This is a genomic window from Caulobacter sp. KR2-114, assembly GCF_049446115.1.
Lineage (GTDB): Bacteria > Pseudomonadota > Alphaproteobacteria > Caulobacterales > Caulobacteraceae > Acaudatibacter.
The window spans coordinates 337869-363222 of the sequence record NZ_JBMSEC010000002.1 but is presented as its reverse complement, the minus strand read 5'-3'; the positions used below and the strand labels follow the sequence as shown (position 1 = coordinate 363222).

Sequence of the window (25354 nt, the reverse complement as noted above, 5' to 3'; positions counted from 1 at the left end):
TCGGCCGCTGTCCCTTGCCCCGTTTGCTGATTTGGCGTCGCGTCGTCCACGGAACCTCCTTGGCCGGAAGGCCACATCGTCAGCTAAAATAGGGCTCGCCGCGACGATTCAAACTAAATCTCGCGCCATGCTGCCGATCGAAGACGCCCTGCCGCCGCTGAAGGCCGTTCTCCAGGCGGGGCCGTGCGCCGTGGTCGTGGCGCCGCCGGGGGCGGGCAAGACCACGCGCGTGCCGCTGGCCCTGATGGATGAGCCCTGGGCCAGGGGCGGCAAGCTGATCCTGCTGGAGCCCCGGCGCCTGGCCGCCCGCGCCGCCGCGGCCCGCATGGCCGCCACGCTCGGCGAGCGGGTAGGGGACACGGTGGGCTACCGCGTGCGGCTGGAGTCGCGCGTGTCGGCCAGAACCCGGATCGAGGTGGTCACCGAGGGCGTGTTCACCCGCATGATCCTCGACGATCCGGCGCTGGACGGCGTCGCCGCCGTGCTGTTCGACGAGTTCCACGAGCGCAGCCTGGACGCCGACCTCGGCCTCGCGTTCGCCCGGGACAGCCAGTCGCTGCTGCGGGGCGACCTGCGTCTGCTGGTGATGTCGGCCACCCTGGATGGCGCGCGGGTCTCGCGGCTGCTGGGCGATGCGCCGGTGGTCGAGAGCCAGGGCCGGATGTTTCCGGTGGACACCCGCTACCTCGGCCGCGACCCGGCGGCGCGCATCGAGGATCAGGCCGTCAAGGCGATCCAGCGCGCCCTGACCGAGGAGACCGGAAGCCTGCTGGTGTTCCTGCCGGGGCAGGGGGAGATCCTGCGCACGGCCGAACGCCTGGCCGAGCGGGTGCGCGACCCGGCCGTGGATATCGCCCCGCTGTTCGGCGCCCTGGAGGCCCGCGACCAGGACCGGGCGATCCAGCCCGCGGCGCCCGGGCGGCGCAAGGTGGTGCTGGCCACCTCGATCGCCGAGACCAGCCTGACCATCGAGGGCGTGCGCGTGGTGATCGACGCCGGCCAGGCCCGGGTGCCGCGGTTCGATGCGGCCAGCGGCCTGACCCGTCTGGTCACGGTGCGCGTCTCCCAGGCCTCGGCCAACCAGCGCCGCGGCCGCGCCGGCCGCACCGGACCCGGGGTCTGTTACCGCCTGTGGGACGAGCCGGAGACCCGCGCCCTGATCCCGTTCGAGCAGCCGGAGATCCTGGAGACCGACCTGGCCCGGGTGGCCCTCGACCTGGCGCGCTGGGGCGCGCGGGACGCCGAGGGGCTGGCCTTCCTGGATCCGCCGCCGGCCGCGGCGATGGCCGAGGCCCGGGGCCTGCTGGCCCGGCTGGGGGCGCTGGACGCCGACGGCGCCCTGACCCCGCACGGCCGCCGGATGAGCGAGCTGCCGCTGGCCCCGCGCCTGGCGCACATGGTGCTGGCCGGCGCCGATCAGGGCCAGGGCCTGCGCGCCGCCCGCATCGCCGCGCTGGTGGTGGAGCGCGGGCTGGGCGGCCGGTCCGCCGACCTTTCCGAGCGGCTGGAGGCGTTGGCGCGAGACCGCTCGCCCCGCGCCCGCGACGCGATGGCGCTGGCCGCGCGGTGGGCGCGCCAGGCCGGGGACAGCGGCCAGGGCGCAGCCGAGGACGACGGTCTGCTGCTGGCGGCGGCCTTTCCGGAGCGCATCGCCAAGGCCCGTGGCAAGCCCGGGGAGTACCAGCTGGCCAGCGGCCGCGGCGCCTTGCTGGATCCCGCGGACCGGTTGGCGCGCGAGACCTGGCTCGCCGTGGCCGAGCTCGGCGGCGGCGAGGCCCGCGACCGCATCCTGCTGGCGGCGCGGCTGGACGAATCGGCGCTGAGGGCCGCCTTCGCCGACCAGATGGTGCGCGAGGAGCAGCTGGAGGCGGGGCCGGGCGGGGGGTTGCGCGCCAAGGAGACCCTGCGGCTGGGACGCCTCGTCGTCGAGGAGCGGCTGATCGCCCGGCCGGATCGCCGGCTGATCGAGGCGGCGTTGCTGGACGAGGTCCGGCGGCGGGGCCTGGAGGCCGTGCCGTTCGGTGAGGCGTCGAACGCCCTGCGCCAGCGGCTCGCCTTCCTGCGCGCCGGCGACGCCGCCTGGCCGGACCTTTCCGACGGGACGCTGCTCGCCAGGCTCGACGACTGGCTGGCGCCGTTGCTGGCCGGCAAGTCCTCGCTTCAGGCCCTGGGCGACGGCGCGCTCGAGGGCGCCTTGCGCGCGCTGGCGCCCTGGGACGTCCAGCGCCGGCTCGATACCGCGGCGCCCGCCCGCTGGACCGCGCCCACCGGCAACAGCTTCCGCATCGACTACGCCGCCGAGGGTGGGCCGCGGGTCGACGTGCGGGTGCAGGAGCTTTTCGGCCTGGGCCAGCACCCGACCGTCGGCGCGGGCGTCCCGCTGACGCTGGCGCTGCTGTCGCCGGCGCACCGGCCGATCCAGCTGACCCGCGACCTGCCAGGGTTCTGGAAGGGATCGTGGAGCGACGTGCGCAAGGACATGCGCGGCCGCTATCCGAAGCATCCCTGGCCCGAAGACCCCGCGGCCGCTGCCCCGACCACGCGCGCAAAGCCCAGGAATTGACCGGCAACGGGCCTTGAGGGGCAGGATTTGCGCCGTCCGGCGCCCCGGCGAGGCGCCGGATTGCCGGAACCCTCCGGCCCGTCTAGCCTGCCGGCCAAACTCGGGGGGAAGCGCCGAGTGAGTTATGGGAAAAAGGAATCCAGATGGCGACTGTGCCAGCCGGCGGCCGAGGTATCGGCCGCATCTTCCTTCGAAAATCCGTCGCGCAGATCCAATCCGAACATGAACATGGCGAGCTGAAGCGCTCGCTGGGGGCCCTGAACCTGGTGCTGCTCGGCATCGGCTGCGTGATCGGCACCGGCATCTTCGTCCTCACCGGCCGGGCGGCGGCGCAGTTCGCCGGCCCCGGCATCATGATCTCCTTCATCATCACCGGCACCCTCTGCGCCCTGGTGGCGCTGTGCTACGCCGAGCTGGCCTCGGTGCTGCCGGTTTCCGGCTCGGCCTATTCCTATTCCTATGCCTCGATGGGCGAGGTGGTGGCCTGGATCATGGGCCTGCTGCTGCTGCTGGAATACGGCCTGGCCGCGTCGACCGTGGCCGTGGGCTGGTCCGGCTACGTCACCAGCCTGCTCGACAATTTCGGGGTGCACATTCCCCTGGCCCTGACGGCGGCGCCCGGCGTGGCCGTCAAGGATGCGGCGGGCCATGTGGTCACGCACGGGATCATGAACCTTCCCGCGGTCATCGGCATCCTGGCGGTGACGACCCTTCTGGTGGTGGGGATCTCGGAGTCGGCAACGGTCAACAACATCGTCGTGGTGATCAAGCTGACGGTGGTCATCGCCTTCATCGGCGTGGGCTCGTTCTACGTCCATCCGGCCAACTGGCACCCGCTGGTTCCGGCCGAGATCCCGGCGCGGCCGCCGGGCACCAACATGGACGTAATGCACCAGCTTGGGCGCGCGCTGCTGGCGATCATCACCGGGGACGTCAGCCACAAGTACGGTCTGGGCGGCGTGATCCACGGGGCCGCCATCATCTTCTTCGCCTACCTGGGCTTCGAGGCGGTTTCCACGGCCGGCGCCGAGGCCAAGAACCCGGCCAAGGACATGCCGATCGGCATTCTCGGCGCGCTGGCGATCTGCACCGTGCTCTACATCCTGACGTCCGGCGTGCTGGTGGGCATCGTGCCCTACGCCTCGCTGGACAACCCCGCGCCGATCGCCACGGCGGTCAACCAGATCGGCCTGCCGTGGTTTGCCATCTTCGTGAAGATCGGGGCGGTCGCCGGCCTTTCGTCGGTGATGCTGGTGCTGCTCTACGGCCAGACGCGGATCTTCTACACCATGAGCCGCGACGGCCTGCTGCCTTCGGCCCTGGCCAGCGTGCACAAGCGCTTCAAGACGCCCTGGATCAACACCATCATCGTCGGCGTGGCCGCCTGCTGCGCGGCCGGCTTCATGTCGCTGGACGCGCTCTCGGACCTGTCCAACGTCGGCTCGCTGGCGGCGTTCGCCATCGTCTGCGCCACCGTGATCTATCTGCGGATCAAGGCGCCGGAGCTGGAACGGCCCTTCAGGGCGCCGGTGTTCTGGCTGACCGGCGGGCTGGCCATCGTGCTCTGCGCGGTGCTGCTGGCCAGCCTGATGACCACCAAGGACACGCGCAACTTCTTCGGCGCCTATCTGATCCTGGGCATCATCGTCTACTTCGCCTACGGCATCTGGAATTCCAAGCTCGGCAAGGGCATCCCCGTCGGCGGCCATGAACCGGAGCCGATGGACCTGCCACACCGGATGGACTGAGCCGCCAGGATAAAGACGTCTGGGCCTCAGGCCGTCGCCGCGTAGATCATCACGCCCGTGGCGACGGCCAGGTTCAGGCTGTCGGCCCGCCCGCGCATCGGGATCTTGACGTTGACGTCGCAGATTTCCGCAAGCTCGGGCGGCAGGCCGGCCTGTTCGTTGCCCATCAGGATCAGCGCCGGGTCGCGGTAGTCCGCGGCCCGGAAGTCCGTGGTCGCGCTCAGCAGGGTGCCGACCACCGAGCCCGGCCAGGTCCTCCGCCAGGCGATGAACTCGTCGACCCCGGCCTTGGCGATCTTCACCGCGAACACCGAGCCCATGGTGGCGCGCACGGCCTCCACCGAATAGGGGTCGCAGCAGTCGCCCACCAGGATCACCCCGCCGCATCCGGCCGCGTCGGCCGTGCGGATGATGGTGCCGAGGTTGCCCGGATCGCGCACCGCCTGCAGCGCCACCCAACAGCGCGCGCGCGCCGGCTCCAGGGCGGCGAGGGGGGCGAAGACCTGTTGGAACACCGCCAGCACGGTCTGTGGATTATCCCGCCGGGAAATCTTGGCGAGGATGTCGCGGCTGACCTCGATCACCTCGCCGCGGCCCTTGCGCGTGGCCTCGGCGGCCTGGCGCACCAGCGGGTGGCCGGCCGCTTCGGCGCTGTGCAGCAGGATCTTCGGCGCGTGCCCCAGCTCCACCGCCTCGGTGACGATCTTCAGCCCCTCGGCCAGGAACAGGCCGGTCTCGTCGCGTTCCTTGCGCAGATGCAGGGCGCGGGCGGCCTTGACCGTCGGGTTGGCCAGGGAGGTAATGGTGCGGTCGCTCACTCAGGCTCTCCAGCGGGCGAAGAACGACAATCCCATGCCCCGCTCCCCGCCATCCTCGATCAGGGCCAGCTCGCCCCAGTCGATCACGCCGCCGCGCCCCTCCAGCGCCTGCGCCATCAGGCTGGCCAGGGCCAGGCCGGAGAGCCGCTCGGAATAGGCGTTCAGCAGCAGGAAGCTGGCGTCGGGCGCCAGCAGCTGGCCGCAGCCGGCGACCAGCTCCGGCAGGTCGTCGTACAGCTTCCACACCTCGCCGTCTGGTCCGCGCCCATACTTCGGCGGGTCGAGGACGATGCCCTGGTAGGCGTTGCCGCGGCGCAGCTCGCGCTTCACGAAGCTGCGGGCGTCCTCGCAGATCCAGCGCACCGGACGGTCGGCCAGGCCGCTGGCGGCGGCGTTCTCGCGCGCCCAGCCGATCGCCTTCTTCGAGGCGTCGATGTGGGTCACCGCCGCGCCGGCCGCGGCCATGATCAGGCTGGCGACACCGGTATAGCCGAACAGGTTCAGCACCTTGGTGTCCGGCCCCGCTCCCGCCAGCCGCTCGGCCAGCCACGCCCAGTTTGCGGCCTGTTCCGGAAAGAAGGCCAGGTGGCGGAAGGCGGTGAACCGACCCTGGAAGCGAACCGCATCGCCCCAGCCCATGGTCCAGGTCTCCGGCAGCTTGCGCGCATAGCGCCAGCGGCCGGCGTCCTCCTCGTCGGTCGGGTCGAACACCGCGTCGGCCTTGTCCCACTCGGGCTGCGGCAGGGCGGGGCGCCACAGGCACTGCGGCTCGGGCCGGATCACCCGGTAGGGGCCGTAGCGTTCCAGCTTGCGGCCGCCGCCGGAGTCGAGCAGCGCGTAGTCGTCCCAGGCCGTGGTCCGCATGACGAGCGGGTCGGGAGCGATGGCGGGGCGGGTCATGGGGCCGGATTAGCGGTCAAGCGCCCCTGGCGTCCAGTGGCGCACAACCGCGGGGGGCCGGGCGCGGGCTGAACCGTGTCCGGACGGCATCTTGCGGCGGGCGCCCGATTCCCCTTTAGTAACATCAGCAAACAAACCCAGGGGGACATTGGGGTGACGGCTCTTCTCCACAAGCCGCAGAAGTCCGCCCGCAAGGCCAAGGGCGACGGACATCTGCGCCGCGCCGAGATCCTGGCGGCGGCCGAGCGCATCTTTCTTGCCCAGGGCTACGAAGGCGCGACGATCCGCAAGATCGCCGACGAGGTGGGGGTCTCCTCGACGGCGCTCTACATGCACTTCAAGGACAAGGACGAGATCCTGATCGAGATCTGCACCGGCGCCATCGAGCAGCTGCTGTCGATCAACAGCGAGATCTCGGCCGAGCCTATCGATTCCGTCGCCCGCGTGCGGCGGATGCTGGAGGCCTATATCCAGTTCGGCCTGAACCACCCGAACGCCTACCGGCTGGTGTTCTGCGCTTCGCCGCTGGCCAATTCCCTGGCCAAGCAGGAGGCCACCAACGTGCTGGGCGCAGACTGCTTCGAGCGCTTCGTCGGCGTGGTGCGCGAGATCGCCGCCGAGGGCCGCCTGCGCTGCGGCGACGCCCGCACCGCCGCCCAGACGCTGTGGGCCGCGTGCCATGGCCTGACCGCCATGATCATCACCAAGCCGTCCTTCGACTGGGCCTCGCCGGAAGAGTTCACCAAGGTGATGATGGACAGCCTGCTGTACGGCATGATCGCCGACTAAAGGCGCTCGTCGATGATTTCGCGGCGGCGCCTGTAACCGGGCGTCGCCGGCCGGCGAATACGGAGGCATGACACGCCTCCGCACCCTGGCCCTCGGCCTCGTCACCAGTCTGTCCGTCGCCGCCTGCGCCGCCGCGCCGGGCCGCGCGGCCGACGCCGCGCACCCGACCGTCGTCGAGCTGTTCCAGAGCCAGGGCTGTTCCTCGTGTCCGCCGGCGAACGCCAATCTGCTGGCCGTCGCCGACCGACCGGACGTGCTCGCCCTCAGCTTCGGCGTCACCTACTGGGACAATCTCGGCTGGAAGGACACCTTCGCCCGGGACCAGTACACCCAGCGGCAGTGGGACTATGCCCGGGGTCTTGGCCATCCGGGGGTGTTCACCCCACAGGTCGTGGTCGACGGCCGCCGTGACGGGGTCGGCGCCAACCCGGCCGATTTCGCCGGCCTGATCCGCACGGGCGCCCGCGCCACCGTCGGACCCCAGATCAGCCTGGCGCCGACCGAGGTGTCGATCGCCGCCACTGCGCCGCCGCCGAAGCCGGCCGACGTCTGGCTGGTGCGCTACGACCCGCGCGTCGAGCAGGTCGCCATCCGGCGCGGCGAGAACGCCGGGCGCACCCTGCCGCACCGGAACGTGGTCAAGCAGCTGATCCGCCTGGGCGCCTGGACCGGCGCGGCCAGCCGCTACCCGCTGCCCCCCGCCGCGGACCCGGCCCTGAAGACCGCCATCCTGGTCCAGCTGCCCGCCGGCGGACCGATCCTCGCCGCCGCGCGCGGCTGACCTTCCGACACCCCCACAGGAGAAGACCCCATGCACGTCCTCACTCAACGGCTGGCCGCCGCGCTGGCTCTCAGCCTGGCCATGACCACCGCCGCCGCCGCCCAGATGGCGCACGACTCGATGGGCCAGGGATCAATGGCCCAGGGCTCGATGGGCCAGGGTTCGATGGCCCAGGGCTCGATGGGAAGCGGCGCAATGGATCACGGCGCGCCGTCCGCGCCGATGGCCGCCGCCCCGATGCACAAGCCGATGGCGACCCCACCCCGCCACAAGCGCCATCACCACCACCGGGCGACCGCGATGTCGGCCCCGGCGCCGATGGCCCACGCCACCCCGGCCGGTTCGGCGGGCGGCGCGATGGCGTCAGATTCGATGGCCGGCGGCGGCATGGCTTCCGGCGGCATGGCCCCCCACTAGGCCGCCCCGGGAGGGCGGGGCGGCCTCCATGCCCTCAATGGCCGCCCCGTTTCTTCCATTCCGGAGATCAGGAGTGGGCGCAGCGACGCTGAACGGGCTAAGCTTCCGCTTCGCGAGGGATGATGGCGGACGCATTGGCGTGACGGACAGCCTGACGGGCGTGGAGACCCGGCTCAAGGCATTGATGCTCAAGGCTCTGGACGGCGAAACGGCCGCCCAGCGCGATCTGCTGTCTGCGCTGAGCGGCTACCTGCGCGCCTATTTCGCCCGCCGGCTGGGCCGCGACGCGGCCGATCTCGAAGACCTGGTGCAGGAGGCCCTGCTGGCCATCCACGTCAAGCGCGCCTCCTACGACCGGGCCCAGCCGTTCACGCCCTGGGCCTATGGCGTGGCGCGCTACAAGCTGCTCGACCACTACCGGCGAGCGGGCTCGCGCGCGGAGGCGCCGCTGGAGGACGCCGGGGCCCTGTTCGCCGCCGACGACGTCGCCCCGCGCGAGGCGCGCCGCGACCTGGGCCGGCTGATGCAGGCGTTGCCGGAGCGCCAGCGCAAGCTGGTGCAGGACGTCAAGCTGACCGGCCTGTCGATCGAGGAGGCGTCGCAGCGGTCCGGCATGTCCGCCTCCGCCGTGAAGGTTTCCATTCATCGCGCCGTCCAGGCCATGGCAAGGAGGGCGCGCGATGGACACTGACGACCTTATCGCCACCCTGGCCGCGGATGCAGCGCCGGTGCGCAAGGGCGCCGTCTGGCGGCGCTGGGCCCTGGCCGTGCTGCTGGCGCTGGCGATCTCGGCCGTGGTCATGACCCTCGGCTGGGGCGTGCGCCCCGACCTGCACCACGCCATGCGCACCTCGCCGTTCTGGATGAAGGGCGGCTACACCCTGGCGCTGGGCGTCGCCGGCCTGCTGATCGTCGAGCGGGCCGGGCGGCCGGGCGTGCGGCTGGGCTGGGGCGTCGCCCTGGCCGGGGCGGCGGTGGTGACCATCCTGGCCCTGGCGGCGCACGAGCTGATGGGGATGCCGATGGCCGGCTGGCGGGCCGACATGATGGGCCAGTCCGCGCAGGTCTGCCCCTGGCGGATCCTGGCGATCTCAGCGCCGGTGTTCGTCATCGCCATGCTGACCCTGCGCTGGATGGCGCCCACCCGGCCGGCCGTGGCCGGGGCGGCCGCTGGGCTGCTGGCCGGCGGCCTGGGTGCGACCGTCTACGGCCTGCACTGTCAGGAGACCGCGGCCGCGTTCACTGCCGTCTGGTACACCCTGGGTATGGCCCTGTGGCCCCTGGTCGGCGCGCTGATCGGCCGCCGCCTGCTGCGCTGGTAGCGTCGCCCTCGACCCGCCCTACGGCCGTCCGCCCAGCGCCATGTCGACATAGGCGCCGACGATGCGGATGAAGCGCCCGGCGTCCTTCGGCCGGCCGCGGTCGCCGTCGGCGAGCTTCACGCCCAGCACGGCGTCGGCGCCGCCATCGGGCCGCACCGGCCAGAAGTCGTAGGCGGCCTTGTCCGCCGGATAGACTCCGGCGCGCGTGGCCAGGCCCGAGTCCGCGGCGAAGGCGGCGGCCTCCATGTCCGCGCCGGAAAGATGCGCGCCGCCGGCCTTGGCCGCCACCCGCAGGCGGTCGGTCCCCTGGATCAACACCACGGCGGGCGCCTGGAAGATCCGCGCCAACGCATCCGCCGCGCCGGCGGTCACGGCGCCCAGCTCGCGCGTGTGCATCAGGCCGTCGGCCAGGTCCTGCAGCGCCTGCGCGCGGGCGGCGGCCCGTTCGGCGTCCAGCGCCCGCTGCCGCGACTGGGCGGCCAGGGTGCTGACGATGGCGCCCACCAGCAGCAGCAGGCCGAGGCTCCAGATGTCCGCGCCACTGTCCATCCGCAGGCTGAACACCGGCGCGGTGAAGAAGAAGTCGTAGGCCAGCGCCCCCAGCACCGCGGCGTACATCGAGGTCCGCCAGCCGAAGCTGACGGCTGCGAGGATCACCGGCAGCACGAAGGGCAGGGCGGTGCTCGGCGCGTGCAGCATGGGTTGTACCAGTTCGCCCAGCAGCACGATGGCGCCGACGGCCACGGTGGTCTGCAGGTAGCTGGCCCACCCCGCCCGCCGGCGGCGTGGCAGGGTCGGCGTCTGGGCCGTCGCTTGCGGGAACAGGGTGTCTTCGACGTCGGTCGAGCGGGGCATGGTCGCCTCCAACTCTGCAGTGGCGCCGGCGCGGGCCGGCCGGTAGGTGATCTACCTAGGGTTCCCCGCCTCAAGCCTCCATGCGAAAGCGGGGGCAGGACGTAAGGGCGGCGTAAACCCTCAATCTGGGCATAGGCTTCAAGCGCCTTTTAACATTTGTGGCCGATTGTGGCGCCCATGAGCCGCGTCGCAGTCTCAGCCAATCCCGCCGACCGCCGCACCCTGGAGCGGGTGCCGACCGCGCTGCGGGCCAAGGTGTTTCCCGGATCCATCGATTGCGTGATCCGCGACTACAACGACCGGGGCGCCCGGCTCGAGTTCTCCCAGCCGATCGTGATGGGCGAGCAGATCGTCGTGGTGATCTGGTCCAGCGGACTGGCGTACGAATCCGTGATCCGTTGGCGCGGCGGCGCCCAGGTGGGGGTGCAGTTCCAGGTCGGTCGCGACCTGCGCCGTCCGACGCCCGCCCACTTCGCCGCCATCCGCAGCGAATGGATGAACCGTCGTCCGCGCCTCAGCCGGCGCAAGCTGGCCAAGTGCGCGGCGATGATCGACGACCGCGCCGCCCGCCGCGGGGCCTGGAAGCCGGTCTAGAGACCGGCCGGCGCGCTACGGCGTGCCGGCGGCCGTCGCCGCGCTCGAGACGGTGTAGCTGTAGCCGCCCCGCTTGAGGTCCTTGGCCAGGGTGATCGGCGTCGTGCCGCCGTTCAGGCGCGCACGATAGACCTGGGTCGCCTCCATCACCCGCATCACGTAGTCGCGGGTCTCCGAGAACGGGATGCACTCGATGAAGTCGAGCGGGTCCGTGCCGCTGGCGCGCGGGTCCGTGCAGTCGGCCACCCAGGCGGTCGGGCGTCCGGGGCCAGCGTTGTAGGCCGCCGAGGCCATCACGTATGAGCCGCTGAACTGGTTGACCAGCTGACCCAGGAAGGCCGAGCCAAGCTGCATGTTGTAGTCCGGGTCGTCGAGCTGCCCGGGGGAATAGGGCATGCCCAGCCGCCGCGCGACGATCGAGGCTGTGGTCGGCATCAGCTGCATCATGCCCCGCGCCCCCGGGCCGGACCGGGCCCGCGGATCGAAGCTGCTCTCCTGGCGGGTGATGCCCAGCACGAACGCCGGCTCCGGCGCGCCCGGCGCGGAGGGCGGGGTGCGGATCGGATAGCCGCGCTCGGGCAGGATGAAGCCGCGCTTGGCCGCGTTGCGCACCGCGCGCATGGCCACCTCCTGGTCGCCATAGCCGCGGGCCATGTCCACCAGCAGCGCCTCTTCCTGCGCCGTGGGCAGGGTGTCGGCCAGCGCGGCGACGAACTGCTTGAAGGTGTCCCTGGCGCCGATCTCGGCCAGCATGCGCGTGGCGCGGACGTAGTCGCGGCCCTCGAACCGCGCGCGGTCGGCGCTGGTGATCACCGGGTCGTGGTCCAGGGTCAGGGTGCGGACCCCGGCCTTGATCGCCGACAGCTGGCCATAGAAGGTCGTGTAGTACTTGGCCCCCTGGCCGTAGAAGATCTGCGCCTGCAGCGGATCGCCCATCGCCTCGGCGGCGCGCCCGCGCCAGTACAGGGCGCGGCTCTGGGTCAGCGGCGACTGGCCAATGGTCTGCAGTTTGGCGAAGTGGACGTCGGCGATGCGCGGATCGCGCATCTTCGAGAAGGCCAGGAAGCCGGCCATGAACTCCGCGTCGGCCGCGTCGCCCCCGGACGTCAGGCCGGTATGGGCGGCGATGGCGAAGGCGCCGTTGTAGTCGCCGCCCTTCAACGCCGCATTGGCGTCCCGACCCTTGTTCCACAGCCGCTCGCCGGCGCCGTCGAACGGGGTCTTGTCCGGCAGGTAGGCCGCCAGGGTCGCCGCCGTGGAGAACTGGCCCCGCGAGCGCGCCGCCAGCACCCGCTCGTAGGCGAGGCCAGGCAGCACCTGCTGATTCACCGGCAGGGCGTCCACCAGCGCCTGGGCGTTCGCCGCCCCCTGGCGCACGGCGATGCGCGCCTGGTCGATGGCCCGCTGGTCCGCCGGCAGCAGGTCCAGCATGGCCTGGGCGGCCTGACCCTGCGGCCCGTACAGCAGCATGTCGGCGCGGGTCACGTGGTCGTCGGTCGACAGCATGTCGCCGAACCGGGCCAGCATGGTCTTCTGCACGTCGATGTCGAAGGGCAGGGTGCGCCAGGCCGCCTTGATCACCTGCGAGGCGTCGGTCGTCTTGCCGGTCGCCTTCAGCGCCGAGGCGAGGGCCATCGCGCCCTGGCCGGTGACGGGGTCGGAACCGCCGAACCAGTCGATGGTCGCCTGGGGACCCAGGCCGGCGGTCTCGATCAGCTTCTCGGCGGCGAGCTGGCGCCGGGCGGCGCGCGGCCAGCCCGCCAGGTCGCGGCGGGCGGCGTCCGCCTCGCTGAAGCTCAGGGTGTCCGGCGCGCTGTCGGCCAGCGCCCACAGGGCGATCTTGCGCGCCAGGGGATCGGTGATGGCTTCCATCGCCGCGCGCACGCCGCCGGCGCCGCCGCCGGAGCGGGCCGTGTTGAGCGCCGCCACCAGGTACTGGGCGTCGCTGTCGGACAGGCTGGTGCGGTAGCCGACCTGGGGCGTGGTCACCAGCGGGCTCGGCGTATAGCCGCCGGGCGCGCCGCCCGCATTCTGGCCGCCAACGGCCTGGCCGCCCTGGCCTATCGGATAGGTCTGGGCGACCGGGGCGTGCGGGGTGTCCGGGCTCAGGGTCTGGGCGCCGGCGATGGAGGCGGCCAGCGCCAGGGCGGCGAGCGCGCCAACGGCTCTGGCGGTCCGGTAACTCAAAGCTCTTCAACTCCCAAGGACGTGCGAATCATCGCCCGGAACCGTTGCGGGAACGGGCGCTGATCGACATATTGCGGGCCCGACTCCGAGAGCCGCAATAACAAGCGGCAAGATCACGGCCTTTTGCATCCTATGTCCCTACCTGTTTTCAAGGGCGTCATTACGGCGCTTGTGACCCCGTTTCGCGATGATGGCGCGCTGGACGAGACCGCGTTCGTCGCCCTGGTCGAGCGTCAGATCGAAGGCGGCGTGCACGGCCTGGTGCCGGTGGGCACCACCGGCGAGACCTCGACGCTCAGCCACGACGAGCACAAGCGCGCGGTCGAGCTGTGCGTGGCCACCGCGCGCGGCCGCGTGCCGGTGATCGCCGGCGCCGGCTCCAACTCCACCGACGAGGCGATCGACCTCGTGCGCCACGCCAAGACCGTCGGTGCCCACGCCGCCCTGGTGGTGACGCCCTACTATAACCGGCCCAGCCAGGAGGGCCTCTACCTGCACTACAAGGCGATCAACGACGCCGTGGAGCTGCCGGTGTTCGTCTACAACGTGCCCTCGCGCACCAGCGTCGACATCACCAACGAGACCCTGGCCCGGCTGGCCAAGCTGCCGAACATCATCGGCGTCAAGGACGCCACCGGCGACATGACCCGCGCCAGCTTCCAGCGCCTGGCCTGCGGGCCTGACTGGGTGATGCTGTCCGGCGACGACCCCACCGCCCTGGGCTACATCGCGCACGGCGGCCACGGCTGCATCTCCGTGACCTCCAACGTGGCGCCGGCGCAGTGCGCGGCCTTCTACAACGCCCTGCTGGGCGGGGCCTGGGAGACGGCGCTGGGCTGGCAGGACAAGCTGGTGAAACTGCACAAGGCGCTGTTCCTGGACAATTCGCCGGCGCCGACCAAGTTCGCCCTCAACCACCTGGGCCTGGCCGGCGCCCACGCGCGCCTGCCGATCGCCCCCTGTTCGGATGCAGTGAAGCCGGCGATCCTGGAGGCCATGGCGGCGGCCGGCGTGACCTGATGAGCAAGCTGATCGCCGAAAACCGGCGGGCCCGGTTCGACTACTTCCTGGACGACGCCATCGAGGCCGGCATCGCGCTGACCGGCACCGAGGTGAAGTCGCTGCGCGAGGGCAAGGCGAACATCGCCGAGTCGTACGTGGCCGTGGAGGGCGACGAGCTGGCGCTGATCAACGCCTATATCCCGGAATATTCGAAGGCCAACCGCTTCAATCACGAGCCGCGCCGCCCCCGACGGCTGCTGATGCATCGCAAGCAGATCGACAAGATGATGGGCGCGGTGCAGCGCGACGGTCGCACCCTGATCCCGACCAAGCTCTATTTCAACGACAAGGGCCGGGTTAAGCTCGAGGTCGCCATGGCCAAGGGCAAGAAGATCCACGACAAGCGCGCCGTCGAGGCCGACCGCGACTGGAAGCGTGAACAGGGCCGACTGATGAGGGACCGGGGATGAGAACAGCGATTGTGGCCGGCCTGGCGCTGGCGATGGCCGCCGCCTGCGGGACGGTGGCCGCCCGACCGGCGCACCATGTCGCGGCCGGCGGCGCGACCGTGCTGCACATCGCCTCGCACCTCGCCGAGCCGGCGCACGTCACCGTGGACGGCAAGCCGATCACGGTTCCAGGCTACGGCTCGACCGTGACGCCGCTGGCCGCCGGCCACCACCTGCTCAAGGTGACGTCCGAGCACGGGGTCAGCTACCAGGAGGCCGTCGACGTCAAGGCGGGCGATCTGATGACCTGGCACGGCAAGGGCTACTGGTGCATCAACCTGCTGGAGTCCGCGCTGCAGCACTATTCCAGGGACGAGTGCCAGGAAGACGTGACCGACGCCGGCTGAGGCCGCGCCAGGGCGCCGCGCCATGCGCGTGGTGATCCTCGGCGGCGCGGGCGCCTTCGGCTCGCGGCTGGCGCAGCTGATCCACGATGATCCGGGCGTGAGCCTAGTGCTGGCCGGCCGCTCGCTGGACCGGGCCCGCGCCGCCGCCGGGCCCCTGGGAGCCGAGGCGGCGGTGCTCGACCGCGACAAGGATCTCGGCCAGGCGCTGGCGGCCCTGCGCCCCGACGTGCTGGTGGACGCCAGCGGACCGTTCCAGGCCTACGGCGGGCGGCCCTACCGCGTGGCCGAGGCCACCCTCGCCGCCAGGGCGCACTATCTCGACCTCGCCGACGACGCCGCCTTCGTGGCGGGGATCGGTGCGCTGGACGCCGAGGCCAGGGGGAGGGGGCTGGTGGCGCTCTCGGGCCTCTCCACCCTTCCGGCGCTCAGCTTCGCCGCGGCCCGCATGCTGGCCGCGGGCCTGGACCGGTTCGACAGCCTCGAGATCGGCGTCGCGCCGTCGCCAAAGGCGCCGCTGGGCCTCAGCGTCGTGGCGGCGACAGCCAGCTACGCCGGCGCGCCGGTGCGCCTTCGCCGGGAAGGACGGGATGTCACCGCGCCGGGTCTCGTGGAAGCGCGCCGCTTGACGATCGCGCCCCCCGGCGTTCCGCCCCTGTCGCCGCGCCTGTTCCTGCTGGCTGACGCGCCGGACCTGCGGTTGGCGGCGCTGGCGTGGCCTGGCCTGCAGTCGGTGTGGGTCGGCGCCGGCCCGGCCCCGCAGGCGCCGCTGCATCTGCTGCGCGCGCTGGCCTGGCTGCGGTCCCGGCGGCTGCTGCCGCCGCTGACCCCGCTGGCGCCGCTGTTCCATCGGGTGATCAACGCCCTGCGCTGGGGCGAAGATCGCGGCGGCATGATCGTCCAGGCGCGCGGCTTGCAGGCGGGCCGGCCGGCGAGGTGCGCCTGGATGCTGGTGGCCGAGGGGGCCGACGGCCCGTTCATCCCCGCCATGGCGGCGGCGGCGATCCTGCGCCGTCTGAGCGCAGGGCCATCGCCCACGCCCGGCGCGAGGCCGGCGACGCACGAGCTGGAGCTGGACGACTTCGCACCGTTCTTCGCCGCACGCGCGATCCGCACCGGCGTGACGCGCGCCCCGGGCTAGCCGGCCACCTGCCGCCTGGCCGAGCTCTCGGAGAGAACCCAGCGTTCCCGCAGGTTGGCGGTCGGCTGGACGCTCTCGGGCGTGCGGAAGATTCCGAGGCGGGCGAGGCGCTCGCCCAGGTCGCGGCTGGAGGTCAGCGTCGCCAGCATCGGCGCGGCGATAAGGCCGACGGTGACCGGCAACCGCCAGACCGCCGCCGCCGCATCCACCAGCCCGACCAGGGCCAGGGCGACGCCCACGGCCAGGTGCGCGCGGTAGTGGCCCACCGCGTCTATGAAGGCGATGCCGTCGCTCTGCCGGCGCTGGGGCGGCCAGCCGCTGGGTCGGCCGCGCAGGATGTCGGCGATGGCCACCACCTGGTTCATCATCATCATCGGCGCCATCAGCACCGACAGCGGCAGGTCCACGGCGATGCTGGCCACCAGGCCGCGCCAGCCACCGAAGCGCCGCCGTCGCCTGGGGCTGAGCGCCGCCCAGACCATCGGCAGCAGCTTGCCGCCGAACAGCAGGCCCGCGGTCAGCGCCAGCAGCCACGCGGGCGGGGTCTGGGTGGGGATGAAGGGCGCCTTCAGCCGCTCGGCCACGCCGGCCGCCATCAGCATCAGCCACAGCGGCGCCGTGAGGTAGGACGAGGCCCCCATCAGCAGATGCAGCCGGTGCACCCAGTGGAAGCGCGCGGCGCCCAGCAGGCGCAGGTGCTGCAGGTTGCCCTGGCACCAGCGGCGGTCGCGGATGGCGTGATCGACCACGGTGGGCGGGAATTCCTCGTAGCTGCCGTGCTCCATGGCGATCATGTGCGTGGCCCAGCCGCGCCGGCGCAGCAGGGCCGCCTCGACCATGTCGTGGCTCATGATGTGGCCGCCGAACGGCTCGCGTCCGCTGAGCTTCGGCAGGCCGCAGCTCTCGGCGAAGGCGCGGACCCGCAGGATGGCGTTATGCCCCCAGAAGGTGGCCTCGGCCCCGGACCACCAGATCAGGCCGGCGGCGGACACCGGCCCATAGAACCGGGAAGCGAACTGCTGCCAGCGGGCGAAGGGGCTGACGGCGCCGGTGACGGCGGGCACGGTCTGCACCAGCCCCACCTCGGGGCGCTCATCGAGCGTGGCGGCCAGGCGGATCATCGCCTCGCCGCTCATCAGGCTGTCGGCGTCCAGCACCAGCATATAGTCATAGGCCCCGCCGAAGCGGCGCACCCAGTCGGCGATGTTGCCGGGCTTGCGCGCATGGTTCAGCGGCCGGCGGCGGTAGTAGACCGGCACGCGGCTGTGGGCGCGCAAGGCCCGGTAGGCGGCGTGCTCGGCGGCGTGATTCTCCAGCCGGCTGTCGCTGAGCACGAAGAAGTCGAACTGCCGGCCGCCGCCGGCTTCGGCCACCGAACGGGTCATCCGCTCCAGCCGGCCAAAGATCGCCGAGACGTCCTCGTTGTAGATCGGGGCCAGCACCGCAGTGCGTCCCCTGGGCGCGCGGCCCGCCTGCGGCGTGGCCAGGTCGATCGCCCCGCCGAAGGTGAGCACCAGAAAGCCCGCCAGCGCGCCCAGGAACGAGAAGGCGATCCAGGCGAACAGGGCGAAGAACGGGACCAGCAGCAGGCCGTCAAACAGGTCGAAGCCGTCCTGCGCCAGATAGTGGCTCAGCGCCCGCGCCGCGGCGAGCGCCAGCACCCCGGCGCCGCCCACCAGGATGGCGCGCCGCACCATGATGCCGCGCGGCTGGGCGACCCTGGCGCGCACGTCGCAGGCGGCGAAGTCCTGTTCGGGCATCTCCAGCGGCGATTCGACCGGCAGGTCCCCGGACGGCTTCCACGAGCGAAAGCTGTCCCGGTAAAGCTCCGGTTGATCAAGTAGAGAGTTTTCAGGGGAGAAATAATCTTGGCCGGAGCGATACGCGGCTTCAAGTGCATCCACGGGCATACTGCGTGAAACCAATGACACCATACGTACGCCGTTCACCGCAAAGCGCGGCAAGATTGCGGCGTATCGCGCCTAAAGTAGCTGAGACAGACATGTCTCGGTCAATGAGTCGCTGTTGAGCCTCAGTTCGCCACGGAAGTCCACAGGACCGCCGCCCTCGGGAGCGATGTCCACGGTCAGACGCCAGCGGCCGGGCTGCCCGACCACCGGATAGGCGTCCATGCTCAAGATTCGCCCACGTGCGGCGCTGCAGGCCGGCTTGACCCCGCTGGCGCGGGTGAGGGGCGCAAGGCGCGGCCCCTGGAAATCGACCACCAGCTTGGTGGCGCCGGCGACGGGGGGCAGGCCGGGACGCCCGGCCTGGCCGGTCCAGGTGTCGACCACCCGGGCCAGGGCCGACGGGGCGGGTTCGTCGGCGACCCAGTTGAGGCGGTAGGCCAGATCATGCCGGTCGCCGGCGCGCGCGGGACCGGCCGGCCGCCACCAGGCGACGATGTTGTCGTCGGTCTCGCCGGCGGTGGGCATCTCGTACAGCGTCACCGCGCCGGGCCCCCAGTCGCCCACGGGCTCGACCCACAGGCTGGGGCGGCGTTCGTAGAACACCCCATCGTCCTGGTAGTGGTCGAACGCCCGGTCGCGCTGCAGCAGGCCGAAGCCGCGGGGGCCGCGATCCTCGAAGCTGTTGGTGATCGGCCGCGGCGGATTGTTCAGCGGCCGCCAGAGCCGCTCGCCGCGCCCGTTCCAGATCGCCAACCCGTCGGAGTCATGGATCTCCGGCCGCCAGTCCGCCGCCTGCCGGCGATTGCCCTCGCCGTACCAGAACATGCTGGTCAGCGGCGCGAAGCCCAGGCTGGCGACGTCGGCGCGCAGGCGCACGGTCAGGCTGACGTCCTGGAACACGCCCCTGGCGGTCTTGCGGTTGACGAAGCGCCAGGCCCCGGCGGCGCTCGGGCTGTCCAGCAGAGCATAGACGGTCCAGGCCTCGCCCGGTCCGCGCTCGAGCCAGAAGGCGGTGAAGCGGGGGAATTCTTCCGGCGTCGGCTGCCCGGTGTTGAGGGCCAGGCCGCGGGCCGACAGTCCGTACTGGTCCAGCGCGCCGGCGGCCCGGAAGTACGAGGCGCCGGTGAACGCCAGCCAGTCGCTGCGCCCGCCAGGCGACAGCAGCCGGAAGCCCGAAAACCCGGCCTGTGGGCCCAGGTTCGGCACGGTCACGCCGGCCGGCCGTTCGAACAGCGCCTCGTCGTAGAGCACGGCGCGGGCCTGGTCGCCGTCCACGAGATGCACGGCGACGGCGTCGCGGGCATAGCGGTTCTGGTGGAAGAAGCGCACGCCGCCGGTGCGGCCCGGCCAGACGGTGGCTCCAGGTCGATAGGCGAGGGCGCCGGCGGCGTCATAGTCGATCGCCTGCAGGGCGGCGGGCGGGGCGGGCGGCGGTTGCCAGGGCCTGGCGGACAGGGCGATCGCCCGCGCCTGCAGGCCCGCCCACGAGAACGGCACGGCGGGACCCAGCCGAGGCAGGGCGATCTGTGCGAGCACGGTGTCGGGGAGAAGGCCGACGGCCGCGAGGGCCGCCAGGAGGTCGCGTCGGCTGGTCACGCGGCCTTGTCGCCACTGGGCGGGACGATTTCAAGGCGCCGGAGGCGCGATCAGCCGTCCAGCAGGGTGCGGGCGCGCCGGAAGATCGCCTCGAACATCTGCGGCGTCAGCCGGCCGGTATTCGTGTTCAGCCGCGAGCAATGGTAGCTGTTGATCAGGTGATAGCGCCCGGCGATCGCCTCCGAGCCATGCCCCGGCGCCCCGTGGGAGGCCGGCAGGCCCAGGGCCTTCAACACATTGCGCCGCGCCACGTCGCCCAGGGTGACGATCACCTTGAGGTTGGGCAACTGCTCGAGACGCGCCTGCAGGAACGGCCGGCAGGTGGCCTCTTCCAGCGGCGTGGGCTTGTTGCCGGGCGGCGCGCAACGCACCGCGTTGGTGATCATGCAGTCGTGCAAGGTCACGCCGTCGTCGGGCCGCGCCTGGTAGTCGCCCGCGGCGAAGCCCAGCCTGATCAGGGTGTCGTAGAGCAGCACCCCGGCGAAATCGCCGGTGAAGGGCCGGCCCGTGCGGTTCGCGCCCTGCCGGCCCGGCGCCAGGCCCATGACCAGCAGCCGCGCCTGGGGATCGCCGAACGACGGGGCGGGGCCGTTGAACCACTCGGGATGCGCGGCCCGATTCTCCGCCCGGTAGGCGACCAGCCGCGGGCACAGCGGGCAGTCGCGCGGCGGCTCGGCCGTGCCGGCGGTTCTGGACGGTTCAGGCATCGATCGCGCCGAGTATTCAGTCGTGCTCGGGTTCTTCCTCGCGCACCGTCGCGCGGGGTTCCTGCAGGAAGCGGGGCATGCGTGCGGGCCGGCCGATGATGTCCGACAGGTCGGCGAGATCGACGAAGGCGTCCGCCTGGCGGCGCAGGTCGTCGGAGGCCATCGGCGGCTGCGACTTGACGGTGGAGACCACGGTCACCCGCACGCCCTTGCGCTGCACCGCCTCGATCAGCCGGCGGAAGTCGCCGTCGCCGGAGAACAGCACCACGTGGTCGGCGTGCTCGGCGATCTCCAGCATGTCGACGGCGATCTCGATGTCCATGTCGCCGCGCCAGCGCTTGCGGCCCTGCGCGTCGGTGTATTCCCGCGCCGACTTGGTCACCAGGGTGAAGCCGTTGTAGTCCAGCCAGTCGACCAGCGGACGGATCGGCGAATAGTCCTGATCCTCGACCAGGGCGGTGTAATAGTAGGCCCGGATCAGGATCCCGCGCTTGCGGAACTCCTCCAGCAGCCGCTTGTAGTCGATATCGAAGCCCAGCCCCTTGGCCGACGAATAGAGGTTGGCGCCGTCGATGAAGAGGGCCAGACGGTCCGTTGGATAGAAGGTCATCGGCCGGACCTCTCGAATGAATGGCTTGAAATGGATTGCTTCGCCGACGCGATCATCGTCGCCATGGGATCAAATCTTTCAGGTGACTATGCGTCCAGTACCGTCCTCTTGGAAGCGGCTCTGTCGCGGTTCTCAGGCGCCGGGCTCGTGGTCGCAAGGCGGTCGAGCTGGTGGCGCTCGGCCGCGTGGCCGGATCCATCGAGGCCTGACTATCTCAACGGTGTCGTGCTTGTCGAGACAACCCTGTCTCCGGACGGCCTGATGCGGGAACTTCTTGCCATCGAACGCCAGTTCGGCCGCCGCCGCGACCAGCCGAACGATCCGCGCACGCTGGATCTGGACCTGATCGCCTACGGCCGGATGCACCTCGAGTCGCCCGGCCTGACGCTGCCGCATCCGCGCGCGCATGAGCGCCGGTTCGTGATGGGTCCGCTCGCCGAAATCGCCCCGGACTGGGTGCATCCCACCCTGGGAGGCACGGCGCTCGCGTGGGCGGCTCGGGCCACGGTTGGCGCCGACGCGACGCCGGTGACGGCCTAAAGCCAGCGGCGGGGCAGCTTGGGCCCGAAGGCGCGGATCTCGTTGGGCTTGAGGCCGAGCATCTTCATCCGGCCCGGCGTCAGCTGACCCAGCATCTGCACCGGCTCCTGGCCGCGGAACGGGCTGGAGGCGATGCCGCCGAGGCCCGAGGCGGCGTCCACGGCGGTCCACTCCGCCTTGGCGCGATCCTCGTGACCCACGGCGAAATAGTGCAGCCTGGGGTCGGGCTCGTCCTCGAGCTCGACGAGCACGCCGATCACCCAGCCGGTCACGCCGCTTCAGACCGTGTCTGCGGCCAGGCGCATGCGGCGGGCGGCGCGGAACGAGATCAGGCGGCCGCCGGCCTCGTCCCACAGCGCCAGGCTGGCGCAGCGGAAGCTTTCGACCAGGCCCAGGCGGCTGACATCCTTCAGTTCCGGCAGGTCCTTCAGCACCTGCGGCAGCCGGTAGAAGGGGATGCGCGCCGACAGGTGATGCACGTGGTGGATGCCGATGTTGGCGGTCAGCCACCGCAGCGGCTGGGGCAGGTCGTAGTGCGACGACCCCAGCAGCGCGGCCTGGTCCCGCTTCCAGTTCTTCTGTCGCAGCCATTCGACGCCTTCGAACTGGTGCTGCACGAAGAACAGCCACACGCCGATGGTCGCGCCGATCAGCATCGTCAGGCCGGTCACCAGCAGGGCGGGGACGGGGCCGAGCAGCCAGGCGAGCAGCGCCAGGCCCGCCACGGCGGCCGCCGTGGTGCCCATCGTCGACGCCCACGGCCGCCAGCCGTCCTTGAAGAGGCCGAACGGCAGCCGCTGCATCAGGAAGAAGGTGAAGAAGGGGCCCAGGCCGAACAGCACCAGCGGGTGCCTGTAGAGGCGATAGCCCAGGCGCCGGATCGGCGGCAGCGCCATGTACTCGTCGACGGTCAGGGTCCGGATGTCGCCCAGGCCGCCCCGGCGGTCCAGGTTGGCGGAGGTGGAGTGGTGCATGGCGTGGGTGCGCCGCCAGTAGTCGTAGGGCGTCAGCGTCAGCACGCCGATGATTCGCCCGACCCAGTCGTTGGCCGCCTTGGCGGAGAAGAACGCCTGATGCCCGCAGTCGTGCTGGATCATGAACAGCCGCACCAGGAACAGGGCCGCGGGCACCGTGAGCAGCAGGGCCGCCCACCAGAAGCCGAGATGGAACACCAGGAAGGCCGCGCCCCAGAACGCCAGCAGGGCGCCGGCGGTGATCGACAGCTCCCAGATCGCCCGGGGCGCACTCGGCCGGCGATAGGCGTCCAGGCGGCTGATCAGATTGTGCAGGCTGCTTTCCATGGCGGCGCGGTGTCTCGAAAGTCCGGTCATTGATTCCGCGGAGTCTGTAGGAAGATGGTGACGACAGGGTGATATGGCCCAGCCGAGGCCTGCGGCCAATGGGCGCGCACCCGTCTGTCTGCGAATTCACCTTGCCCGCGTGTCATGGGCCCGGCGTCGCGTTGCCCCGTGTTCACGCGCGCAGGCGAAAGAAGTCGATGAAGGCCCGCAGGCCGGCCGGCATGTGCCGCCGCGACGGATAGTAGAGGAAGGGGCCCGGGAACGGCGGGTGCCAGTCCTCCAGCAGGCGGACCAGCCGGCCCTCGGCCACCGCCTCGGCCATGTACCCCTCGAAGCTGTGCCAGAAGCCGACGCCCTCGATCGCCGCCGTGACCTGGGTGAGGATATCTGTGCCGATGAGCGGGCCTTCCGGCCGGATCGTCACCACCTCGCCGTCCTTCTCGAACTCCCAGTCCGCCGGCGCGCCCGACAGGAAGCGATGGCGGATGCAGGGCAGGCCGAGCAGGTCCCGCGGATGGGCGGGCCGGCCGCACCGCGCCAACAGCGCCGGCGAGGCCGCCAGGCCGAAGCGCAGCGGCGCGCCGATCGGCACGGCGATCATGTCGCGCGCCAGGCTCTCGCCGAATCGGACGCCGGCGTCAAAACCGCGCTCGACGATGTCGACGAAGCTGTCTTCCACCACCAGTTCCAGGGTCAGCCGCGGGTGGGCGGCCAGGAACTGCGGCAGGCGCGGCAGGATGGCGAAGTGCGCGGCGGGGGCGGGGACGTTGATGCGCAGCACCCCAGCCACCGTATCGCCCAGCTGGCGGGCCACCTCCACCGCCTCGGCGATGCCGTCCAGCGCCGGACCCAGCCGCTCCAGCAGCACCGCGCCCGCCTCGGTCGGCCGCACGCTGCGCGTGGTGCGGTTGAGCAGGCGAAGGCCCAGCCGCTGTTCCAGCCCGGCGATCCGCTCGCTCAGCGAGGACGGCGATATCCCCAAGGACCGCGCCGCCTGGCGAAAGCTTTGGCGGTGCGCCACGGCGGCGAACAGCGCCAGATCGTCAAGATCGAGTCCCGGCGCCATCGATCGCTCTCCCGAACAGTTCGGGCGCGACTGTACGGCTTGCAGGGCTTCGCGGCGATCTGGACTTCGGGCGACCGCCCGCCTAAACCGTCGCCATGGTCAGGACGATCTCCAGCCGCATGCCGCAGCAGCAACGCCAGCTCCATCTGGCGGCGCTGACGGGCGCGCGGCCTGGAAGGATCGGCTGAACGGCCACACTTCCAGACCACGACCCCCGAAAACCCCGCCGCACCGGCGGGGTCTTCAGTTGAGGCCGGCGCCGCGGCGATCCAGGAGCCTCTCCCCATGCCCCCCTTCATCCCCTTCGTCAGCGACGACGAAATCGCCACGATCGGCCGCGGCCTGATCGACCGCAGCCTGCCCAAGCCGCTGTGGACGCACGCGGCCCACTTCGCCGCCGCCGTCTGGCTGATGCGCGAGCGGCCGGACCTCGACCTGCCGCGCGACATGCCGCCGATGATCCGCGCCTACAACGCCGCCACCGGCGTCGCCAACACCGACACCAGCGGCTACCACGAGACCATCACCCTGGCCTCGCTGAGGGCCGCCGCCGCCTTCCTGCAAGGGCGCCCGGCGGGCGAGCCGCTGCACCTCAGCTGCAACGCCCTGATGGCCTCGCCCCTGGGAAATCGCGACTGGCTGCTTAGCTATTGGAGCCGGGAGCGGCTGTTCTCGGCGGCGGCCCGCCGTGCCTGGGCGGCGCCGGACCTGGCGGCGCTGCCGTTCTGACGGAAGGGGGAGTGACGATGCGCGTGCTGGCCATCTGCGGCAGCCTGAGGGCCGCCTCGTCGAACCGCGCGGCGCTGGAGGCGGCGATCGCCCTGGCGCCACAGGACATGCGCATCGTCCTCTACGACGGCCTGGCCGAGCTGCCGCATTTCAATCCGGACCAGGACGATGCGCCGCCGGCCAGGGCGCAGGCGCTGCGCGAGGCGATCGGCGGCTGCGACGGTCTGCTGATCTCCAGCCCCGAATACGCCCACGGCGTCGCCGGCAGCTTCAAGAACGCCCTGGACTGGCTGGTCGGCAGCCTGGAGTTCCCGGGCACGCCCGTGGCCCTGATCAACACCTCTCCGCGCGCCAGCCTCGCCCAGGCGCAGATGCGCGAGACGCTGAAGACCATGTCGGCGAACATCGTCGACGCGGGCTCCATCGACCTGCCGCTGATGGGCCGCGGGCTGGACGGGGCCGGCGTCGCCGCCGATCCTGCGCTCGCCGGCGCGCTGCGACAGGCGCTCGCCGCCTTCGGGCAGGCCATCGCGGCGTCGCGGGCGGCGCCCTGAAGGGCCCCGGCGACGACCGTCGCCGGGGCCCCGCACTCAGGTCGGATCACATGAACGGCGGGCGCCAGATATCGCGGCCCGTCCGGGCGGCGATGTCCATCGACTCCAGCCAGGAGCCGCGGATCTGCCGCCAGAGCCATTTGAGGTTGGCGAGAACGCCGCGCGCCGTCTCGCCGCGTTGGAATGCATGCACAGAAGTTTCGACGCCGGCCAGGGACCGTCGATCCATAGGGTATGCCTCACGATGTTGCAGGGAGGCGGAACCTAGGCGCGCGGCGCCACCAAAGGTAGACTTGAATACAGGTTTCTTCGGCTTAGATTACAAGGGTCGCCGAAGCGAGGGTTCGCCCCGCCGCGGCCACGGTCCAATG

At 71.5% G+C, this 25354-nt stretch carries 27 protein-coding genes; 15 read left to right on the top strand and 12 right to left on the bottom strand.

Going from position 1 to position 25354, the window contains the following annotated elements:
• Positions 1-127 precede the first annotated feature (127 nt).
• Positions 128-2563, top strand: a complete 2436-nt coding sequence (gene hrpB / locus ACO2Q3_RS07850) for an ATP-dependent helicase HrpB (RefSeq protein WP_423306002.1) — start codon at positions 128-130, stop codon at positions 2561-2563.
• Between the two features lie 143 nt (positions 2564-2706).
• The gene (locus ACO2Q3_RS07845) at positions 2707-4311 is read left to right on the top strand and encodes an APC family permease (protein ID WP_423306001.1); all 1605 of its coding nucleotides are present in this window, start codon (positions 2707-2709) and stop codon (positions 4309-4311) included.
• 26 nt (positions 4312-4337) lie between these two features.
• On the opposite strand, the gene ACO2Q3_RS07840 is transcribed toward ACO2Q3_RS07845, so the two are convergent.
• Both ACO2Q3_RS07840 and ACO2Q3_RS07835 read right to left on the bottom strand, forming a co-directional pair.
• Positions 4338-5129 carry a TrmH family RNA methyltransferase gene (locus ACO2Q3_RS07840; protein ID WP_423306000.1) on the bottom strand — a complete coding sequence of 264 codons (792 nt, stop codon included), beginning with the start codon at positions 5127-5129 and terminating at the stop codon, positions 4338-4340.
• Entirely contained in the window at positions 5130-6029 is a 900-nt protein-coding gene (locus ACO2Q3_RS07835; protein ID WP_423305999.1) for a class I SAM-dependent methyltransferase, read from the bottom strand.
• A gap of 153 nt (positions 6030-6182) precedes the next feature.
• Here ACO2Q3_RS07835 and ACO2Q3_RS07830 point away from each other — a divergent pair, with 153 nt between their 5' ends.
• The 5 genes from ACO2Q3_RS07830 to ACO2Q3_RS07810 all read left to right on the top strand — a co-directional run bounded on the left by ACO2Q3_RS07830 (position 6183) and on the right by ACO2Q3_RS07810 (position 9338).
• A complete protein-coding gene (locus ACO2Q3_RS07830; protein WP_423305998.1) occupies positions 6183-6818 on the top strand; it encodes a TetR/AcrR family transcriptional regulator in 636 nt (211 codons plus the stop codon).
• Between the two features lie 67 nt (positions 6819-6885).
• Positions 6886-7599: a DUF1223 domain-containing protein gene (locus ACO2Q3_RS07825; RefSeq protein ID WP_423305997.1), complete on the top strand. Its 714-nt coding sequence runs from the start codon at positions 6886-6888 to the stop codon at positions 7597-7599.
• 30 nt (positions 7600-7629) lie between these two features.
• Entirely contained in the window at positions 7630-8016 is a 387-nt protein-coding gene (locus tag ACO2Q3_RS07820; protein ID WP_423305996.1) for a hypothetical protein, read from the top strand.
• Positions 8017-8155: 139 nt separating this feature from the next.
• Entirely contained in the window at positions 8156-8707 is a 552-nt protein-coding gene (locus tag ACO2Q3_RS07815) for a sigma-70 family RNA polymerase sigma factor (protein WP_423305995.1), read from the top strand.
• Positions 8697-9338 (top strand): NrsF family protein, encoded by a 642-nt coding sequence (locus tag ACO2Q3_RS07810; RefSeq protein ID WP_423305993.1) that lies wholly within the window; start codon positions 8697-8699, stop codon positions 9336-9338. The genes ACO2Q3_RS07815 and ACO2Q3_RS07810 overlap by 11 nt, the downstream gene beginning before the upstream one ends.
• Positions 9339-9356: 18 nt before the next feature.
• On the opposite strand, the gene ACO2Q3_RS07805 is transcribed toward ACO2Q3_RS07810, so the two are convergent.
• Complete coding sequence (locus ACO2Q3_RS07805) at positions 9357-10193, bottom strand: DUF4118 domain-containing protein (protein WP_423305992.1); 837 nt, start codon at positions 10191-10193, stop codon at positions 9357-9359.
• Positions 10194-10370: 177 nt separating this feature from the next.
• On the opposite strand from ACO2Q3_RS07805, the gene ACO2Q3_RS07800 reads away from it, so the two are divergent.
• The gene (locus ACO2Q3_RS07800) at positions 10371-10787 is read left to right on the top strand and encodes a PilZ domain-containing protein (protein ID WP_423305991.1); all 417 of its coding nucleotides are present in this window, start codon (positions 10371-10373) and stop codon (positions 10785-10787) included.
• 15 nt (positions 10788-10802) lie between these two features.
• Here ACO2Q3_RS07800 and ACO2Q3_RS07795 read toward each other — a convergent pair whose 3' ends face one another.
• Positions 10803-12974: a lytic transglycosylase domain-containing protein gene (locus ACO2Q3_RS07795; RefSeq protein WP_423305990.1), complete on the bottom strand. Its 2172-nt coding sequence runs from the start codon at positions 12972-12974 to the stop codon at positions 10803-10805.
• A 132-nt stretch (positions 12975-13106) separates the two neighbouring features.
• Between ACO2Q3_RS07795 and dapA the strand changes: the two genes are divergently transcribed.
• From dapA to ACO2Q3_RS07775, 4 genes are read left to right on the top strand one after another with little or no spacing between them, the layout of a single operon-like run.
• On the top strand, positions 13107-13994 hold the full coding sequence (gene dapA / locus ACO2Q3_RS07790; protein ID WP_423305989.1) for a 4-hydroxy-tetrahydrodipicolinate synthase: 888 nt from the start codon (positions 13107-13109) through the stop codon (positions 13992-13994).
• A complete protein-coding gene (gene smpB, locus ACO2Q3_RS07785; RefSeq protein ID WP_423305988.1) occupies positions 13994-14446 on the top strand; it encodes an SsrA-binding protein SmpB in 453 nt (150 codons plus the stop codon). The genes dapA and smpB overlap by 1 nt, the downstream gene beginning before the upstream one ends.
• Positions 14443-14832 carry a hypothetical protein gene (locus tag ACO2Q3_RS07780; protein ID WP_423305987.1) on the top strand — a complete coding sequence of 130 codons (390 nt, stop codon included), beginning with the start codon at positions 14443-14445 and terminating at the stop codon, positions 14830-14832. Before smpB ends, ACO2Q3_RS07780 begins: the two co-directional genes overlap by 4 nt.
• Positions 14833-14854: 22 nt before the next feature.
• The gene (locus ACO2Q3_RS07775) at positions 14855-15970 is read left to right on the top strand and encodes a saccharopine dehydrogenase family protein (RefSeq protein WP_423305986.1); all 1116 of its coding nucleotides are present in this window, start codon (positions 14855-14857) and stop codon (positions 15968-15970) included.
• Here ACO2Q3_RS07775 and mdoH read toward each other — a convergent pair.
• The 4 genes from mdoH to ACO2Q3_RS07755 all read right to left on the bottom strand — a co-directional run bounded on the left by mdoH (position 15967) and on the right by ACO2Q3_RS07755 (position 20793).
• Entirely contained in the window at positions 15967-17880 is a 1914-nt protein-coding gene (mdoH, locus tag ACO2Q3_RS07770) for a glucans biosynthesis glucosyltransferase MdoH (RefSeq protein WP_423305985.1), read from the bottom strand. The two genes, ACO2Q3_RS07775 and mdoH, sit on opposite strands and share 4 nt — an antisense overlap.
• Before the next feature lie 72 nt (positions 17881-17952).
• Complete coding sequence (locus tag ACO2Q3_RS07765; RefSeq protein ID WP_423305984.1) at positions 17953-19476, bottom strand: glucan biosynthesis protein; 1524 nt, start codon at positions 19474-19476, stop codon at positions 17953-17955.
• A gap of 50 nt (positions 19477-19526) precedes the next feature.
• The gene (locus ACO2Q3_RS07760) at positions 19527-20183 is read right to left on the bottom strand and encodes a uracil-DNA glycosylase (RefSeq protein WP_423305983.1); all 657 of its coding nucleotides are present in this window, start codon (positions 20181-20183) and stop codon (positions 19527-19529) included.
• A gap of 16 nt (positions 20184-20199) precedes the next feature.
• Complete coding sequence (locus ACO2Q3_RS07755; protein WP_423305982.1) at positions 20200-20793, bottom strand: NYN domain-containing protein; 594 nt, start codon at positions 20791-20793, stop codon at positions 20200-20202.
• 30 nt (positions 20794-20823) lie between these two features.
• Here ACO2Q3_RS07755 and folK point away from each other — a divergent pair, with 30 nt between their 5' ends.
• Entirely contained in the window at positions 20824-21333 is a 510-nt protein-coding gene (gene folK, locus ACO2Q3_RS07750) for a 2-amino-4-hydroxy-6-hydroxymethyldihydropteridine diphosphokinase (RefSeq protein ID WP_423305981.1), read from the top strand.
• On the opposite strand, the gene ACO2Q3_RS07745 is transcribed toward folK, so the two are convergent.
• From ACO2Q3_RS07745 to ACO2Q3_RS07735, 3 genes are all read right to left on the bottom strand, one after another.
• The gene (locus ACO2Q3_RS07745; RefSeq protein ID WP_423305980.1) at positions 21330-21605 is read right to left on the bottom strand and encodes a hypothetical protein; all 276 of its coding nucleotides are present in this window, start codon (positions 21603-21605) and stop codon (positions 21330-21332) included. The two genes, folK and ACO2Q3_RS07745, sit on opposite strands and share 4 nt — an antisense overlap.
• 6 nt (positions 21606-21611) lie before the next feature.
• Positions 21612-22634: a fatty acid desaturase gene (locus ACO2Q3_RS07740; RefSeq protein WP_423305979.1), complete on the bottom strand. Its 1023-nt coding sequence runs from the start codon at positions 22632-22634 to the stop codon at positions 21612-21614.
• Positions 22635-22806: 172 nt separating this feature from the next.
• Positions 22807-23700: a LysR family transcriptional regulator gene (locus ACO2Q3_RS07735; protein WP_423305977.1), complete on the bottom strand. Its 894-nt coding sequence runs from the start codon at positions 23698-23700 to the stop codon at positions 22807-22809.
• A gap of 285 nt (positions 23701-23985) precedes the next feature.
• On the opposite strand from ACO2Q3_RS07735, the gene ACO2Q3_RS07730 reads away from it, so the two are divergent.
• Together ACO2Q3_RS07730 and ACO2Q3_RS07725 are read left to right on the top strand one after the other, a co-directional pair.
• Positions 23986-24429 (top strand): hypothetical protein, encoded by a 444-nt coding sequence (locus tag ACO2Q3_RS07730; RefSeq protein ID WP_423305976.1) that lies wholly within the window; start codon positions 23986-23988, stop codon positions 24427-24429.
• A gap of 17 nt (positions 24430-24446) precedes the next feature.
• Positions 24447-24983: an NADPH-dependent FMN reductase gene (locus ACO2Q3_RS07725; protein WP_423305975.1), complete on the top strand. Its 537-nt coding sequence runs from the start codon at positions 24447-24449 to the stop codon at positions 24981-24983.
• Between the two features lie 46 nt (positions 24984-25029).
• Here the strand turns inward: ACO2Q3_RS07725 and ACO2Q3_RS07720 are convergent, their stop codons facing one another.
• A complete protein-coding gene (locus ACO2Q3_RS07720; protein WP_423305974.1) occupies positions 25030-25212 on the bottom strand; it encodes a hypothetical protein in 183 nt (60 codons plus the stop codon).
• Positions 25213-25354: the final 142 nt, after the last annotated feature.

What these genes read in the sequence shown, in the direction of transcription:
- folK (WP_423305981.1), top strand. Translation starts at nt 20,824, where the DNA reads ATGGATTGCTTCGCCGACGCGATCATCGTCGCCATGGGATCAAATCTT.
- ACO2Q3_RS07810 (WP_423305993.1), top strand. Translation starts at nt 8,697, where the DNA reads ATGGACACTGACGACCTTATCGCCACCCTGGCCGCGGATGCAGCGCCG.
- ACO2Q3_RS07835 (WP_423305999.1), bottom strand. Translation starts at nt 6,029, where the DNA reads ATGACCCGCCCCGCCATCGCTCCCGACCCGCTCGTCATGCGGACCACG.
- ACO2Q3_RS07775 (WP_423305986.1), top strand. Translation starts at nt 14,855, where the DNA reads ATGCGCGTGGTGATCCTCGGCGGCGCGGGCGCCTTCGGCTCGCGGCTG.
- ACO2Q3_RS07825 (WP_423305997.1), top strand. Translation starts at nt 6,886, where the DNA reads ATGACACGCCTCCGCACCCTGGCCCTCGGCCTCGTCACCAGTCTGTCC.
- ACO2Q3_RS07730 (WP_423305976.1), top strand. Translation starts at nt 23,986, where the DNA reads ATGCCCCCCTTCATCCCCTTCGTCAGCGACGACGAAATCGCCACGATC.
- ACO2Q3_RS07800 (WP_423305991.1), top strand. Translation starts at nt 10,371, where the DNA reads ATGAGCCGCGTCGCAGTCTCAGCCAATCCCGCCGACCGCCGCACCCTG.
- ACO2Q3_RS07805 (WP_423305992.1), bottom strand. Translation starts at nt 10,193, where the DNA reads ATGCCCCGCTCGACCGACGTCGAAGACACCCTGTTCCCGCAAGCGACG.
- smpB (WP_423305988.1), top strand. Translation starts at nt 13,994, where the DNA reads ATGAGCAAGCTGATCGCCGAAAACCGGCGGGCCCGGTTCGACTACTTC.
- ACO2Q3_RS07820 (WP_423305996.1), top strand. Translation starts at nt 7,630, where the DNA reads ATGCACGTCCTCACTCAACGGCTGGCCGCCGCGCTGGCTCTCAGCCTG.
- ACO2Q3_RS07760 (WP_423305983.1), bottom strand. Translation starts at nt 20,183, where the DNA reads ATGCCTGAACCGTCCAGAACCGCCGGCACGGCCGAGCCGCCGCGCGAC.
- ACO2Q3_RS07755 (WP_423305982.1), bottom strand. Translation starts at nt 20,793, where the DNA reads ATGACCTTCTATCCAACGGACCGTCTGGCCCTCTTCATCGACGGCGCC.
- dapA (WP_423305989.1), top strand. Translation starts at nt 13,107, where the DNA reads ATGTCCCTACCTGTTTTCAAGGGCGTCATTACGGCGCTTGTGACCCCG.
- ACO2Q3_RS07720 (WP_423305974.1), bottom strand. Translation starts at nt 25,212, where the DNA reads ATGGATCGACGGTCCCTGGCCGGCGTCGAAACTTCTGTGCATGCATTC.
- ACO2Q3_RS07780 (WP_423305987.1), top strand. Translation starts at nt 14,443, where the DNA reads ATGAGAACAGCGATTGTGGCCGGCCTGGCGCTGGCGATGGCCGCCGCC.
- ACO2Q3_RS07735 (WP_423305977.1), bottom strand. Translation starts at nt 23,700, where the DNA reads ATGGCGCCGGGACTCGATCTTGACGATCTGGCGCTGTTCGCCGCCGTG.
- ACO2Q3_RS07845 (WP_423306001.1), top strand. Translation starts at nt 2,707, where the DNA reads ATGGCGACTGTGCCAGCCGGCGGCCGAGGTATCGGCCGCATCTTCCTT.
- mdoH (WP_423305985.1), bottom strand. Translation starts at nt 17,880, where the DNA reads ATGCCCGTGGATGCACTTGAAGCCGCGTATCGCTCCGGCCAAGATTAT.
- ACO2Q3_RS07740 (WP_423305979.1), bottom strand. Translation starts at nt 22,634, where the DNA reads ATGGAAAGCAGCCTGCACAATCTGATCAGCCGCCTGGACGCCTATCGC.
- hrpB (WP_423306002.1), top strand. Translation starts at nt 128, where the DNA reads ATGCTGCCGATCGAAGACGCCCTGCCGCCGCTGAAGGCCGTTCTCCAG.
- ACO2Q3_RS07725 (WP_423305975.1), top strand. Translation starts at nt 24,447, where the DNA reads ATGCGCGTGCTGGCCATCTGCGGCAGCCTGAGGGCCGCCTCGTCGAAC.